Origin of the sequence: Anaeromicrobium sediminis, from assembly GCF_002270055.1 — a bacterium.
Classification (GTDB): Bacteria; Bacillota; Clostridia; order Peptostreptococcales; family Thermotaleaceae; genus Anaeromicrobium; species Anaeromicrobium sediminis.
Window position 1 is genome coordinate 1 of sequence record NZ_NIBG01000020.1, and the last position, 16,773, is coordinate 16,773.

The window sequence follows — 16,773 nt, forward strand, 5'->3', positions numbered from 1 at the left end:
ATTATTAATGTTACTTTCTAATTTAATATTATACTCATTTCCATTTTTCCTATATACTGAAGACTTTTTACCATATAGGGCCATATTTATTTGTCTCTGAATATCATACTTAGTTATTCCCATACTTATGGCCTTATCTTCATTCACATCCACATTTATTTCATATGTCTTATCCTTCATATTATGCTTTACGTTAGCTACACCTTCCATGTGGCTAATTTCTTTTTTAAGCATATTCGATACTTCTGCTAATCTATCTAAATCATCTCCTGATACTTTTATTTCTACCTTTGCATCGGATGGTGAAGCATTTGCTAGTAGTTTTACTTTACATTCACCTGCTGAAATATTTTCATCTAATAATACTTGTATAAAGTCTGCAAGCTCTAAATTAGAGTTAAATCTACTATCTCCCTTTTCTAAATCAAATTTACAAACCATTTGTCCATAGTCATTTGAAGGCATGGCTGGTGGCATGGATATATAAAACTTTGGAAGGCCATTTCCTACAGCAACCGTATAACTTGTTATCTCTGGCACATCCTTTAATAAGTCTACCACTTCATCTGTAAGTTCTTCTGTAGCATCTATATTCGATGCTGCTTCTGAATTCATATCTATATACAGCAAAGTCTTATCCGTATAAGGGAAAAATTCTGATGGTAGTGCTGGCATTAATATCTTAACCACTAAAATTAGTATTATAAATGTACTTATTACTACAGTTTTAGATTTATTTAAAGAATTTCTTAAAGTATTTTTAAAGAATTTTCTTAATACATTTTCTTTCCCATTCTTTTTAACTGTCTTTTTAAATAGCATAGCTGACATGGCCGGTGTAATAAACATGGATACCACATAAGCTGCTATTATGGATATTATAAGAACTAAAGGTATAGCCACTAAGAAGTCTCCTGCTACTCCTGGCAATCCCAATAATGGTGAAAATGCCGCTATAGTAGTTAGCGTTGCTGTGAATATTGGAATGGCAGACATGCTAGTTCCCTTCTGTGCTGCTTCATCAGGAGTCTCTCCATTATCTATTCTCACTTGGATAGTGTCACTAATAACTATGGCATTATCCACTAGGATTCCAAGGGCTACTATTAAAGCCGTTAAGGACATCTGATGTATTTTTATTCCCATTAAATACATGACTCCAAAGGTTATTAGTATGGACATGGGAATAGCTGCTGATACTACTAGGGCATTTCTCATACCCATTCCTAAGAATACTACTACAATAACCAATACTACACCCTCAACTAAATTTATCATAAAATCATTAACAGATTTAGATACATCCTCTGGTTGATATATGACTTCTTCTACTACTAGGTCCTCTGGTAATTGAGCCTTTACCTCATCTATTATTTTTCTTACGTCTTTACCTATTATTACTACATTTTTTCCTTCTTTAAAATATCCAGTTAAGAGTACAGCATTCTTTCCATTTTGTTTATACTTTTGAGCTCCTTCTTCAAGGCCCATATATATGTCTGCCACATCTCTTAACCTTACTGTACTACCATTTTGTGACGATATTCCTATTATAGTATTTTCTACATCCTTTAAAGATGTGAATATACCTGGTGTTTTTACTGTAATCTTATCTTTACCATATTCAATATCTCCAGATGGTATTTCAACATTTTGTGCTTGTAGTGCTTTATCTATATCATCAATTCCCATTCCATATTGATTTAATTTTTCTATATCTACAACTACTTTAACTTCTTTTTCTAATTTACCCTCTATGGTGAACTTAGATATTCCATCTACATCTGATAATTTATCTTCAAATAATTCACCAAAAGACTCTAATTGATCATAGGTATAATTGTCCCCTGATAAACTTATTATGATCCCTGCAGCTTCAGTTAAATCCGTATTTATATCACTTGCCATAGTGCCACTAGGAAGTTCACTTTCCACATCAGCTACGGCATTTCTCACATCCTGCATGGCCTTGTCATTATCCACATCACTATCAAAGGCTACTAAAACAATTGATAAACCTTCCTTAGATGTTCCTTCCACCTTATCAAATCCATCTAATTCCACCATCTTATCTTCTATCTTTTTGGTTACAAGTTCCTTCACATCGTTAGGAGATGCTCCTGGATAGGGAGTTACAATAAGGGCATAGGGTGCCGATACATCTGGACTCTCTTGTCTTGGCAATATATAGTAACTAACGGCTCCTACTATACCTATTACAATGGATAGAAATATAACTATTACCTTTTTCTCTATAACTTTTTTAATTATGCTATTCATAAGTATGACCTCTCTACTCCACTATTTTTATTTTAGTTCCATCATCTAAATTCTTCATACCGCTTATAGCTATTTTTTCTCCTGCCTTTAAGCCCTTTACTAACATCTTGTTATCAGAGATTTTATCTATTTGTATAGTTCTCTTAAAAGCTCGATCTCCATCTATTACATACACATAGTCTTCTCCATTAGAAAAAATCGATGTTACTGGTACCCATATGCCCGATTCCGCTCCTATAGGGAAATCCACATTGGCAATAGAACCTAATCTATACTTATTTGTATTAACTGTTACTTCCACATTATAGGTTCTACTTTCCTTATCTGGAACTTCTGAAATATTTGTTACAGTTCCATCAGCCTTATTTCCATCCACATCTACTTGGGAATTTTGACCTAATTTTAATTTATCAATATCCCTTTGAGATACCCCTACATTTATTACCTGTTCATTACTTCTAAGAACTAATATGGGATTATAGGCTCCTACTAATTCATTTTCTTCTACTAGCACATCTAATACAATCCCATCATTTTTAGATTTTAGTGTTGCATCATGAATTAAAGTAGTTTTATAATCATAATCAGCCTTTGCCTGTTCATATTGAGCCCTTGCCTGTAAATATACTGATTCACTTTGATCCAGTTGAAGTTTCACTTTGTCATATGTATCTCTAGATACGGCCTGTTGACCATATAATTTCTCTATTTTATTAAAATATTCTCTATTATAACTTAGAGCATCATTGGCCTTTGTAATATTTAACTCCGCTGCATCTAATACTCCCTTAGCAGCTGTTACTTGGAAATTTAAATCAGAAGTATCTAGTGTTGCTAGTATTTGTCCTTTACTTACTTTATCACCCTTTTCCACATTTATAGATCCAATCTTTCCATTTACTTTAAATCCATATTTAGTGGTTTCCTTAGAATCTACAGTTCCTATATAGTCTAAGCTAACAGGCTTTTCATCCTTAGCTACCTCTTGTACCTTTACAGCCTTAACCCTTTCTTCCTTTTCATCTGCCTCAGCTTTATTGCAACCTGAGAGTGAAAACATCAACATTAATATAACCATTAGTGATACTAGTTTTTTCATACTTTATTCATCCCCTTTTTTATAATTTAATAGGATTAATGAACCGATATTCATTAATGTGTATAATTTAAAATGAATGATTGGCCATTCATTTTTGATTTAAAAAAAATAATATTATTTTAATGCATTTACGCACATTTTAACTATTTTATTTACTCTCTCTTCTGTTAACTTATTTGTATCCATGCCATCCCTTAATAACCAACTTATGTAGGTAAAGGGCATTGCTACTAATACTAATCCCATGTCAGTAGAGTCTACTTCTTCATCTAGTTCTTTTTTCTTTTTTCCCTTCTCAACCATAGCATCAATAAATTTTTGAATCGGCATTTCACTATTTTTAATTATTCTTTGAAAAGTAGTTCCTGATTCTACAGCTAATACTGCTGCAAGCATGGCCTTTGATGGATAGTTTCTAGCCATGATAAACAGTTTTTTTATAAAATCCTCTATTATGTTATATATGGAATCTTCCCTTTTACATAAAGAATTTATCTCCTCATCATACATCCTAAAGTTACTTCTTATTAATTCAGTAACTAACTCTTCCTTACTTTCATAATGTCTGTACATATATCCAGTAGAAACCCCTGCACGTTTTGCTATTTGTGCTATGGAAGCTCCCATGTATCCATATTCAACTATCATTTCTATTGCTGCTTCTTTTATTTTCTCTATTTTTGTTGGATCTGTTCTTCTCGCCATAATTTACTTCCCTCTTCTTAAATGAATTTTAATTCATTTTATTACATTCATACACTTTAGTCAATAGGAAATATTAAATTTTCTTTTCCAATTATATATCATAATTAGTTTTTTAAATATAGTTATTTTTTATTTTTTTGAATTTTCCCACCAAAAGGCATACTTTGTATGCTTCGCTATGGAACCCTATGGTTCCCTTCGACGCAACTGAAGTTGCTGAGCACCCTCCTTTAAACAGGCAGGGGAATTCTTCCCCCACACCCCCTTCATTTTTAACTTATTCACAGTTTTAAAAGTTTATAATTTATGAGTAAGTTAAAAAGAGGTCTATTTCTAGACCTCTATTTTTCTTCCTTCCCTGAAAGTCTCTATTAAACTGTATATTACAGGTATTACTATCATAGTTAAAAAGGTAGATGCAGCCAATCCAAACATGAGACTTATGGCCATGGGTGAAAATAAACTACTATTGCCTATGGCTAATGGAACTAAACCCATTATGGTAGTTACTGCGCTTAGTATGATAGCATTAAATCTTTTATCAACTGCATCTATACAAGCCTCATCTATATTGTGACCCTCATTTCTTGCATCATTTATATACTCAATTAAAAGTATTCCGTTCTTAACAACCAATCCTATTAAAGCTATTATTCCTAAAAATGCCGTTAAGGACAGGGGCTTTTTAAAGAAGTATAGCCCTATAACAGACCCTATTATAGATAGTGGTATGGTCATAAGTATTACTAGGGGTTGTATAAATGAATTAAATTGTATAACTAAAATAATATATATTAATATTACTGTAAACCCTGCTAATATGCCTGCCACACTAAAGTATTCCTTTATGTCTTCACGTTCTCCATCAAAGGTAATTTTTACGCCAGACAAATCCATTTTAGGAAGCAACTCATTTTCTATTCTATATTCAATCTCTGTAGCATTGTATCCTGGTAATTCATTGGCTAATAGTTCTATTGATTGTTCCCTATTAAAGGTTTTTATAGTATCTAGCTTACTGGAATAATTTATTTGAGCAAATTGTTTTAATGGAACTTTTTTCCCTGTTATGGACGATTTTATTTTCATGTTACTAAGAAGGGCCGTATCTTTAATATTGCTTTCTATTTTTATATTGTATTCGCCTCCATCCCTTCTATAAACAGAAGATACCTTACCATAAAGGGCCATGTTTATTTGCTTTTGAATATCATATTTGGTTATTCCCATACTTATGGCCTTATCTTCATCTATATCCACTTGTATTTGATATACCTTATCCTTCATATCATGTCGTACATTAGTGGTTCCTTCTAATTTAGACACTTCTTTTTTCATAATATTAGCCACTTCCATTAATCTATCTAAGTTTTCCCCAGACATTCTTACTATGATCTTAGCATCTTTAGGTACTGCATTAGCTAAAAGCTTGGCCGTACACTTTCCTTCTGGTATATTTTCATCTAATATACTTTGTATATGGTCTAATAATTCTAGTTTTGATTTAAAACGATTTTCTCCTTTGGCTAAATCAAATTTGCAAAGCATTTGACCATAATCACTAGATGGTGTAGCTGGAGGCATAGTTAGATAAAATTTAGGTAATCCGTCACCTACGGCCACCGTATAATTTGTTATTTCTGGTATGTCCTTTAAAACCTCTACCACATGATCTGTAAGTCTTTCTGTAGCCTCCATATTAGCTATATTTTCCGAATCCATGTCTATATAAACTAAATCCTTATCCACATAGGGAAAAAACTCCGATGGTAACAGGGGCATAATTATTTTTACAGTAATTAATAAAACTATAAAGGTGCTGAGTACTACAGTTTTTTTTCTTTTCAAAGACTGTCCTAAACATTTGTGGAAAACTCCCCTTAACCTTTGTTTTTTTAATGCCTTCTCCTTAGTAGGTTTGAAAAAAATAGTAGCCAGAGATGGAGTTATGAACATGGCTCCCACATATGCTCCTATTATGGATATGATAAGCACTTGTGGTATAGCTAATAAAAAATCTCCTGCTGCTCCTGGTAAGCCTAGTAGTGGTGAGAAGGCTGCTATAGTAGTAAGGGTTGCTGTAAATATAGGGATTGATGACATACTAGTCCCTTTAAAAGATGCCAGTTCATTACTTTCTCCCTTATCGATCCTCACTTGAATAGTATCACTAATAACTATGGCATTATCCACAAGTATACCTAATGCTATAATAAGAGCTGTTAAAGACATTTGATGTATCTTTATTTTCATTAAAAACATTACTCCAAAGGTCATTAATATGCAAAGGGGTATGGAAGTGGATACTACTAAGGCGTTTCTAAGACCCATTCCTATAAAGACTACTATTATTACTAGTACGATACCTTCTAGTAAGCTTAACATAAAATTATTTACTGAATCCGATACATCCTTTGGTTGATATACTACCTCCTCCACTACTAAATCGGTGGGCAATTTACTTTTAACATTATCTATTATCTTCCTTACATCTTTACCTATTAATACAACATTTTTATTTTCCTTAAAATAACCTGTTAAAAGTACTGCATTCTTTCCATTTTGTTTATATTTAGCCATACCTTCTTCTAAATCCACATATATATTAGCCAAATCCTTTAAACGAAGAACATTTCCATTTTGTGGCGATACAGCTATTATGGTATTTTCTATATCCTTTATGGATGTGAATATACCAGGTGTTTTTACTGTAATTTTATCTCCATCATAATCTATATCTCCCGTTGGAATTTCAACATTCTGTGCTTGTAATATTTTATCTATATCATCAATTCCCAATCCTATTTCATTTAATTTTCTAATATCTATATCTACCTTTACTTCCTTGTCAAGTTTACCTTCTATAGTAAATTTAGATATGCCCTCTGCATTTGAAAGTTCAGTCTTAAACAGCTCTCCAAAGGACTCTAATTGTTCATAAGTGTAATTTTCACCAGATAAACTTATTATGATTCCTGCACTCTTAACCAAGTCCGTATCTATGTGGATACCCATTATACCTGATGGCAGATCCCTTCTCACATCTTCTATGGCATTTCTCACATCCTGCATGGCCTTATCGTTGTCCGCATCTGAATCAAACTTTACTATTATAATTGATAGACCTTCCTTTGAAGTTCCCATAGCCTTTTCAAAATCATCCAATTCTACCATCTTATCTTCTATCTTTTTCGTAACCAATTCTTTTACATCTTTAGGAGTTGCCCCAGGATAAGATGTTATAACCATAGCATAAGGAGCTGATACATCTGGACTTTCTTGCCTTGGTAAAATATAGTAACTATATATGCCTACTAAACCTATTATTACCGCTAAAAATATGGTTATTACTCTCTTTTCAATAAGTTTTTTAATTATTGTATTCATTCAAATAACCCCTTTATTTAACGATTTTAACTTTAGATCCATCGTCTAAATTTTTCATCCCGCTTACTGCTATAATTTCTCCAACTTTTACCCCCTCAATTTCCATCATATTGTCATATATATTTTTAATTTTAATTCCCCTTTTAAATGCCCTATCTTCTTTTATTACATATACATAATCTTCTCCATTAGAAAATATGGCTGTCATTGGAATCCATATGCCCTCTTCTTCTCCCACAGGAAAGGACACTTTAGCAATTGAACCTAATCTGTATTTTTCATTATTTACTACTACTTCCGTATTGTAAGTTCTAGTATTTTCATCAGGCACCTCACAAATGTTGCTTATTATCCCTTCTGAAATATTGTCTTCCACATCTACCCTAGCTTTCTTTCCCAATATAATTTCATCTATTTCACTTTGAGAAACACCTATATTGACTACTTGACTCTCACTTCTAACTACCACAGCAGGATAATATGCTCCTATCAATTCATTTTCTTCTACTAATACATCTAGTACGACCCCATCCTTCTTAGCTTTTATGGTAGAATCATCTATAATATTTATGGAATACTCATAGTCTGCCTTCGCCTTCTCATATTGAGCCTTGGCTTGTAAATATGATGCTTCATTTTGATCTAATTGAAGTTTAGCTTTGTCATAATTGTCTTTAGAAGCAGCATTTTCTTCATATAGTTTTTCTATTTTCTTAAAATAATCCCTATTGTAATCTAATGTATCCTTTACTTTCCCTATATTTAACCTGGCCGTGTCTAGTACTCCCTTAGTCCCCTTCATTTTAAAATTTAAATCCTTTACCTCTAATATAACTAACACATCTCCAACCTTTACCGTGTCTCCCTTTTCTACCATAATCCTCTCAATTTTCCCATTTACCTTAAATCCATATTTAGTAGTCTCTTTAGAATCTACAGTTCCTATATATTCTAAAAATACAGGCCTTTTTTCAAATTTTACTTCCTGAACTTTTACTGCTTTTACCCTCTCCTTATTTAAATCTGCCGATGCCTTTGAACAAGCTGTCAATGAAAATAAAAGTACAAAAGAAATTAATACCATACATACTCTTCTCATGACTATTACTCCCTTCTTTTTAATGAATTAAAATTCATTATTCGCCCAAATAAAATGAATGGTTAGCCATTCATTTTATACTTATTAAATTACTTTGTATACACACCAACTTTCCTGAGGATAACATCCCCCTTACAATATACTATATATATTCATATTGATTTAAAATATTACCAAATCAAAGAATTTTTTAATAATTTTTCAATAATTGATTCTCTTGAATTTTAAAAAAGCTAGGATTACTCCTAGCTTTTTCATTTAAACACATATTCTCTATATAAGATAAAAGTTAATCCTAAAGGAAATCTAATTCCTATAACAGGATGAGCCTTTAGGCCTTTACATGTCATAATGGAATAAATACTTCCCATAGAATAGGGATCTATATTTATATAATCAAAATGAAAATCTATTTCTATTAAGTAGATTCCACTAAAAATTAATATGACATACAATATTTTCTTTACAAAACTTATGCCATCTTTTTTTATCCATCTATATGATAACCAGGTACTTCCTATGAATAATAAAACCCATATGAACAAATAGATAAATTTCATGTACATAAATTTCTCCCCTTAAAATACCTTATCCACTTTTGATTATTGACTCTCTTGGTGCAACGATAGGTTCATGCAAATAATTTCTAAATACCCCTAAATAGAACTTAACGATCTGACGGATAACTCCCCCTGAATAACCACCAACAATCTTTCACATGTTCCCTTTATCGTTGCAACAGATAGTGTTACTTACTAAATATAAGTTCTACATTTAGGATGAACTTACCTTCTATTTTATATAATAATACAATATACCAAAAAATGTCTTATATAGAACAATAATGTGTTTTTAGGGAATGAAAATACACTTTTCTCCCCTAAAAACACATATCTCATTCAAATAAAGCTCCTAGATTAAAACTAGGAGCTTTTATATTTGAATATTTCCTAATACTATATTTATATCATCCCTTAGGATGTACTTGGTGGATTCATAATCCAATTTTTCTCGTAATTCAATTCCACAATTTTATCAAAGGCTTTTTTATCATCTTCAGTAATATCCCAAATAAATTTTCTCAAATCTCCCCTTGTAGCATCCATAAATGCAATATTATCAAGAATCAATGACAATCTTAATATTTCCATTATAGCTAACCCTATTTGTTCGTCAGTTATTTTTTTCCTCTGGGGCATTGACGGATAGGCTAATTCTTCTTTTTTTAAAAATTCTTGGATTTTTTCCACATGTGGAACTGCTTGCATTTCAGTGCCTTGTTTAATAAATCTTTTTAATTCAGGATCTTCACAAAGATCATGAAGTATATCAAGTACTGGTATTCCTATAATTTTATGACGACATATATCCCATAAACCGGAACTGCCACCCCAATGTAGTGGATGTTTGTTGTCCGTCAATATATCCGTTAGTTTCAATCTATTCACCCTTCCTTTATTCACTATGAATTTATTAAATATTATTTCTTATTGAAATAAAATTATTCACTAGTGTTTAAACTGGGTATAAGAAGACTTATTATAAGAAGTCAGATATTTATAGTTATCTTATACAGCCTTTTCTAATGCAAACTTTAACAATGTCCTTTTCTACAAATTTGTAAGCTAATGGTTTATCTGTATTAGGATCTGTTCCAAAATTTTGAGTACGAGCAAAAACTTCACATAATATGGTTGCACCTGTAATTCTAAATTTATCACCTTCGTTAGCATCTTCTCGATCAATTGCACATTGGAAAGGAATATCATCTACAATTTCTTTTTCTTGTTCAATTCCATTGTCCAAAAGGGCAGTATAGGTGATAGTCCTGCGAATGAATCCACTGATAACAACTTTTTCAGGGCATACCTTTTCAATTTCAGCATAAACTGCATTTTCATGAACAATAGGTTCATCCCTTAATGCAGGAGGAACTAATTGAGTGTCTCCCTCCACCATAACTTGGCAACAGGACTGAGGGTTAGCTACAGGTATAGGACAATCAACAACCTTAAGTGGTCTCATCATTTCATTGTCTTCATGGTCTATTATATGGCAATGCCATACATATCCAGGACCAAAGGTAGGATCAAATGGAAATAAATTTACCCCGGGCTTAACTTTTTTAGGATTAGCATCCTGCGGTGCCCAGCGAAGTTTAAGTCTAGTAACTTGTCCTGGCATCATTAAAACAGTATCTTTCCATCCACGCTCATTTGGTGGTGGATCAATCGGATTACCTTCCAAGAAAGGTTCAACAGGCAATGATATGGTTGGATGTTGAAGAGGAGGTTCACCATTAAGTTTGATCCATTCTTCACGGTATTTTGTACTATCAAAGTTTTGACGATTTAAAACTTGGAACTGTATTAGGTGTATGTGAATTGGATGTGCACCACCCGTAAGGTTCACTATTTCCCACTCCACCGTTGATCCTACTATAGGCAATTCTGAAACCGGAGCCCCCCACACCTGTCCATCCAGTAATAATTCAAGAGGCATTGTAGGTTGCCTGAATATCACGTTTAGAGTTAATACCTCTTTAGGCACATCTGGAGTCAGTACAGGTATTTTATTCAACTCTGCTGGAAGTTTATTTGGTGGTACTACAGGTGTATCAAGTACAGTGAATTGCATAATTTGTCCAACAGTATCCGGGTCTGGTATTGGACCATTTGGGAAAGGAGCACGTGCATTATTAGTCATAATGATATTTGTTCCAGGTTCTAACATTGAAAAATCAATCAAGATGTCAGCACGCTCTGCTGGTGCAAGTAGTAGCTCAGTCAACGTAACAGGGAAAGGTAGAAATCCTCCGTCAGAACCAATCTGAATAAAGGACTGATTATTTGAAAGCTTCAGATTATAGGTTCGGGTGTTAGATCCGTTAATGACCCTGAATCGGTATTGTCTACGCTCCACATTCAAATTAGGCCATACCTTTCCATTGACCATAATAGTATTACCTATAAATGCGGGACGCCAATAGGGGTGAACATCAGGAACGACGCCATTGCTAGGAAACAATAATGAACCATCTTCATTGAATGAACGGTCCTGAATAACTATAGGCATTTCATAGGGGCCACTTGGAAGAAGTGGAGATATTTTATTGTTTGGATCTCTTAGTAGATAGGCTCCAGCGAAGCCTCCATATACGCCAAGACGTGTGGTTCCTAGTGCATGATCATGATACCAAAGTGTAGTTGGCTCCTGTGTGTTTTGATAGGTAAAACGGGACTTGGAAAATGCCTCACCTTTTTTTTCCTCTCCAGCCGTAAACCATGCCTCTGGATGACCATCTGAATCAGATCTAACCTCTGCCCCATGTAAATGTACCACAAGAGGAACTGGACTCTGGGCTAAAGCATATCCTGGAGGAAATGGTAAAAATGGTGGTATTGGTCTTGGCATATTATTAGGATTTGCCCAATGTAGTGTTGGATCTACCGCAAACAAATTTGGTTCGGTAATGTTATTTACCCACTGCACATTTACGGGTATGTCTCGAACAGCTTCAAAGGTAGCACCTGGTGTACTACGGAAACAAGAAATCTCACCTATACACGGATCTTCCACAGTACCTTCAAATCCCCAGACAGTTGTCATAGGAAACATAGGCGGAAGGAGCTGTTGCATAAATTGGGTCATACTAATTGTATAGTTATGACTTATATCTTCACCTGTAATCGGATCTTTTACAATGGTAGGTTTAAATACAGGTGGAATAAACAATTGATTAACATATTTAGGGATGATATTTGGATCTAATGGTTTTGTCATCCCTATCGCCTCCTTTTTATATAAATATTTGAGAATAAGTTGTCCCTTCTCACTTATATAATATGAGGCTTGGCCAAAAAAGTGATTAATTAGCCTTTTATATTATTATGCCGTTTTGGCAGATGAAAATAGGGCTAGGCTTATAAAATCAAATTTTCAAGCCTAATCCCATTCCGTTACCCTATATATTCTAAAAACAAATAATAGTCTCCCTTAATTTTTGAAGCTATGAACTGGGGCTGGAACTCTTCCTCCTCTATTTATAAAATCAACACTACTAAATTTACTTACGGCCATAATAGGAGCACTTCCTAAAAGACCTCCAAATACTACTTCATCTCCGAGACCTTTACCATAAACGGGAATAATCCTTACGGCAGTTGTTTTATGATTTATTACTCCAATAGCCGCTTCATCGGCAATCATAGCTGAAATAGTTTCATCTGGAGTATCGCCAGGAATGGCGATCATATCAAGACCTACTGAGCAGACACACGTCATTGCCTCTAATTTTTCAATATTTAGTGAACCAGATTTTACAGCCTTTATCATTCCCTCATCTTCACTAACAGGGATAAATGCTCCACTTAATCCACCCACATGGGAAGAAGCCATAATTCCTCCCTTTTTAACAGCATCGTTTAAAAGGGCTAAGGCCGCTGTAGTACCGTGTCCCCCACAGCTTTCAATACCCATTTCTTCTAAAATTCTTGCCACACTATCTCCTATAGCAGGAGTTGGTGCAAGGGATAAATCTAGTATTCCAAAGGGAACATTCAGCCTATTTGCGGCTTCCTTCCCTACTAATTCTCCCATTCTCGTTATTTTAAATGCAGTTTTCTTTATGGTGTCAGCCACCACATCAAAGGGAGCACCCTTTACCTTTTCTAGTGCTGCTTTTACAACTCCTGGTCCGCTTACACCTACATTTATGACGCATTCCCCTTCTCCAGCTCCATGAAAGGCTCCTGCCATGAAAGGATTATCTTCTACTGCATTAGCAAAAACAACAAGCTTAGCACATCCTATACTATTTTGATCCCTCGTAAGATAAGCTGTCTTTTTAATGATTTTACCCATATGGGCAACTGCATCCATATTTATACCCGACCGGGTGTCTCCAATATTTACTGAAGAACACACTCTTTCTGTAACAGAAAGGGCCTCTGGAATTGAATCTATAAGAATCCTATCTCCCCTTGAATATCCCTTTTGAACAAGGGCTGAAAAACCACCAATGAAGTTAACGCCTACTGCCTTTGCCGCCTCATCTAGTGTCTTTGCAAACTCTACATAATTTTTATCATTGCTTGTTTGGGCAACTAATGATATGGGGGTTACAGAAATCCTCTTATTTATAATAGGTACTCCATATTCTGCTTCAAGTTCTTCTCCCACTTTTACTAGGTTTTCTGCATATCTTGTAATTTTATCGTAAATCTTAATCCGCGATTGTTTTCCATCTGTATGGCAGCAATCTAGTAAGGATATCCCCATGGTAATAGTTCGAATATCTAGTTTTTCCTTTTCAATCATTTGAATTGTTTCCATTATATTTTTAAATTTACTCATTGTCATCATCTCCCATTATGAAATTTTGTGCATAGAATCAAATACATCTTCATGTTGTATTTTAATAGAAACACCTATACTTCTACCCACTTTTTCAAGATTGTCTTTTATATCTTTAAAGAAATCTTTCCTATCTTTTAAATCTACAATCATAATCATGGTAAAGTAATCCTGCAAAATAGTTTGGCTAATATCTAAAATATTTATATTGTTTTCTGCTAAAGCAGAAGTAACCTTTGCAATTATACCAACCTTATCCTTTCCTATTACTGTAATAACGCCCTTCATAAAACACATCTCCTCTTTTATTGAATATAATTTTTTTAAAAATAAAAGAGACACAATCAAAATGATCGGTCTCTAGAAAGTAAAATTATAAATGAAAAATAAGTATGTATCCATAGGAATACACCCTTTTTCATTATTAATTATCCCCTGTCCTTTTACCTGAGAGTTTCACCATTGCTGGCTTTCCCCTTCGGTGCTCATATGAGTCTCTCCAGAGGCCCGTCCCATAACGGTCGCAAAAACTTCCGCTATCTTCAACCGGCACTATGAAATTATGTAGAGAATTATAACACAATTCTAAAATGTAACGCAACTACAAATTTAAAAATACATTTTTGAGACGTATATACCTTTTAGTTGTAAGCTCCATAAATCATAGCACCTACAAGTTTTTATAAATCAAAAATTTTTCAGCAGGTGGAACATCAGAACATCCTTTGCTGCAAACAATTATGAACCTTCTATCCTAACTATAACATTCACACTCTATAGTCTGATAGTGACTTGCCTGTGAAACGTTTTGATTTATGGAAATGTAGTAGGTCCACATAAGCCTAGCTTACATATAATTTCTCTCCATAGCAAAAAAGATTCTAGTTTTTTATGAGTAAAAAACTAGAACCTTCATATCTCATCTATTTATTATTAAAATATTCTTTCGGTGGCTTTGGGCCAAAGAATTGGTAGTAGTCTACCTTAATTCTACCGTTAAATAATTTTCTCTTTTTATCTGCTTTCTTACCATATAACTTCTCTAATTCTTCATCAGAAGTTATTATATATTTTGACCAGGTTTTAAATTTTGAAAAGCTCTTCCCCATTCTCTTATAAAGTCTTTGAACTTCTGCCTTCTCCCCTAATCTTTCTCCATAGGGAGGATTGCTGATTATATATCCATATTCCTTGTCAGAATGGATCTTTCCCATATCATGTGATTCAAATTTAATACACTCGTCTACACCTGCATTATATGCATTATCTTTAGCTATCTTTATAGTTTTAGGGTCTATATCTGATGCATATATGTCCAATTCAATATCTTGACGAATAGATTTAAGGGCATGAGTTCTAGCATCTTTCCAAGCTTGCTTTGGTATTCTTGACCAGTTTTCTGATATGAAACTTCTTTCCAGACCTGGGGCTATATTTTTACCTATCATAGCTGCCTCTATAGCTATAGTTCCAGAACCACAAAATGGATCTATAAGGGCTCTGTCCCCTCTCCATCTGCTTATCATTACCATGGCTGCTGCTAGAGTTTCTTTAAGGGGAGCTTCATTGGCCGTCTCCCTATATCCTCTTTTATGTAATCCTACACCAGATGTATCTATGGTAATTGTAGCTATGTCCTTTAAAAGAGCTACTTCTATTCCATATTCTGCACCCGTTTCTTTAAACCAATCTACTTTATATTGAGATTTTAATTTTTCTACTATGGCCTTTTTAGTTATGGCCTGACAGTCAGATATACTAAATAATGTGGACTTTACACTCTTTCCGTTTACAGGAAATTTGTCATTTTCACCGATCCATTCATGCCAAGGTAATTTTTTAACTCCTTGAAACAATTCTTCAAAGGTAGTAGCCTTGAATTCTCCCATTTTAACTAATACTCTATCTGCTACCCTAAGCCACATATTTAATATGGGAATATCCCTTTCCTCTGCCTTAAATTCTACTTTACCATTATCTACTTTTATTACTTCATATCCTAAGTTTTCCACTTCTATTTTTACTAATTTTTCTAACCCAAAGGTTGCCGTTGCAATTAAAGTTAATTCCATATTATCTCTCCTATATGTTATTCTTTAGTATTATAACACATATGGTTAATCAATATTAATTTTGTTGACTAATTGTTGACGTATTTTTTATAATATATAAAATGTCAAAATTTATCTAAATTCATAGGTTTAAGGATAAATATTCCCTTTTCTACTGTTATTAATTTATCTATATTGATTGTAAATAATAAATAATGATAAAATTAGACAAAGTAAGTTATATAGGGAGATAGTTTAGAAATTAAAGTTGTTAACAAATCCTTAAATACTCAGGAGAAATCATATGAATAGAGTAAACAAAATATTAGAAAATGAAAAGTACAAGGAATACTTAAATAGAATAAACATGTGTGAAAAAGACAGAATATTTTGCCGTCATACCCTACAACATTTTATTGACGTATCTAGAGTAGCGTATATTCTTTCATTAGAAAAAAATCTATCCTTAGAAAAGGAAATAATATACGCAGCAGGATTACTCCATGATATTGGTAGGTTTATGGAATACGAGGAAAATATAGACCATGCAGTAGCCTCTGCTCATTTATGTGTGCCTATCCTTGAAGATAGTTTATTTTCTCAGGAAGAAATAGGTTTAATAAAGCAGGCTATAAAAAGTCATAGAAATAAGGATTTATTAAAATCAGATTTAGATTTTATAATTTATGAAGCAGATAAAAAATCTAGATTATGTTTAGACTGTAAGGCACTCAAGGAATGTAAAAAATTCAAAAACACACTACCAAAACTCACATATTAAATAAGGGAGCTGTTTT

12 protein-coding genes and 1 riboswitch are annotated in these 16,773 nt (G+C 33.4%); of the genes, 1 reads left to right on the forward strand and 11 read right to left on the reverse strand.

The window, feature by feature from the left end; translation table 11 throughout:
* From CCE28_RS16995 to CCE28_RS17045, 11 genes are all read right to left on the reverse strand, one after another.
* On the reverse strand, positions 1–2,280 hold a 2,280-nt coding region (locus tag CCE28_RS16995), incomplete at its 3' end, for an efflux RND transporter permease subunit (RefSeq protein ID WP_095134923.1).
* A gap of 13 nt (positions 2,281–2,293) precedes the next feature.
* Positions 2,294–3,379: an efflux RND transporter periplasmic adaptor subunit gene (locus CCE28_RS17000; RefSeq protein WP_095134924.1), complete on the reverse strand. Its 1,086-nt coding sequence runs from the start codon at positions 3,377–3,379 to the stop codon at positions 2,294–2,296.
* A 114-nt stretch (positions 3,380–3,493) separates the two neighbouring features.
* Positions 3,494–4,084, reverse strand: coding sequence for a TetR/AcrR family transcriptional regulator (locus CCE28_RS17005; RefSeq protein ID WP_095134925.1), 591 nt, complete (start codon positions 4,082–4,084; stop codon positions 3,494–3,496).
* Between the two features lie 333 nt (positions 4,085–4,417).
* The gene (locus CCE28_RS17010) at positions 4,418–7,471 is read right to left on the reverse strand and encodes an efflux RND transporter permease subunit (RefSeq protein WP_095134926.1); all 3,054 of its coding nucleotides are present in this window, start codon (positions 7,469–7,471) and stop codon (positions 4,418–4,420) included.
* A gap of 13 nt (positions 7,472–7,484) precedes the next feature.
* The gene (locus tag CCE28_RS17015; protein ID WP_095134927.1) at positions 7,485–8,570 is read right to left on the reverse strand and encodes an efflux RND transporter periplasmic adaptor subunit; all 1,086 of its coding nucleotides are present in this window, start codon (positions 8,568–8,570) and stop codon (positions 7,485–7,487) included.
* 254 nt (positions 8,571–8,824) lie between these two features.
* The gene (locus CCE28_RS17020; RefSeq protein ID WP_095134928.1) at positions 8,825–9,136 is read right to left on the reverse strand and encodes a hypothetical protein; all 312 of its coding nucleotides are present in this window, start codon (positions 9,134–9,136) and stop codon (positions 8,825–8,827) included.
* 408 nt (positions 9,137–9,544) lie between these two features.
* Positions 9,545–10,009: a DUF3231 family protein gene (locus tag CCE28_RS17025; RefSeq protein WP_176461892.1), complete on the reverse strand. Its 465-nt coding sequence runs from the start codon at positions 10,007–10,009 to the stop codon at positions 9,545–9,547.
* Between the two features lie 124 nt (positions 10,010–10,133).
* On the reverse strand, positions 10,134–12,179 hold the full coding sequence (locus CCE28_RS17030; protein ID WP_330396878.1) for a multicopper oxidase family protein: 2,046 nt from the start codon (positions 12,177–12,179) through the stop codon (positions 10,134–10,136).
* 387 nt (positions 12,180–12,566) lie between these two features.
* A complete protein-coding gene (locus tag CCE28_RS17035) occupies positions 12,567–13,925 on the reverse strand; it encodes a PFL family protein (protein WP_095134931.1) in 1,359 nt (452 codons plus the stop codon).
* Positions 13,926–13,940: 15 nt separating this feature from the next.
* Entirely contained in the window at positions 13,941–14,213 is a 273-nt protein-coding gene (locus CCE28_RS17040) for an ACT domain-containing protein (RefSeq protein WP_095134932.1), read from the reverse strand.
* Between the two features lie 137 nt (positions 14,214–14,350).
* Positions 14,351–14,438: riboswitch (glycine riboswitch) on the reverse strand.
* A gap of 410 nt (positions 14,439–14,848) precedes the next feature.
* Positions 14,849–15,997 carry a THUMP domain-containing class I SAM-dependent RNA methyltransferase gene (locus CCE28_RS17045; protein WP_095134933.1) on the reverse strand — a complete coding sequence of 383 codons (1,149 nt, stop codon included), beginning with the start codon at positions 15,995–15,997 and terminating at the stop codon, positions 14,849–14,851.
* A gap of 283 nt (positions 15,998–16,280) precedes the next feature.
* Between CCE28_RS17045 and CCE28_RS17050 the strand changes: the two genes are divergently transcribed.
* Complete coding sequence (locus CCE28_RS17050; RefSeq protein ID WP_095134934.1) at positions 16,281–16,757, forward strand: HD domain-containing protein; 477 nt, start codon at positions 16,281–16,283, stop codon at positions 16,755–16,757.
* Positions 16,758–16,773: the final 16 nt, after the last annotated feature.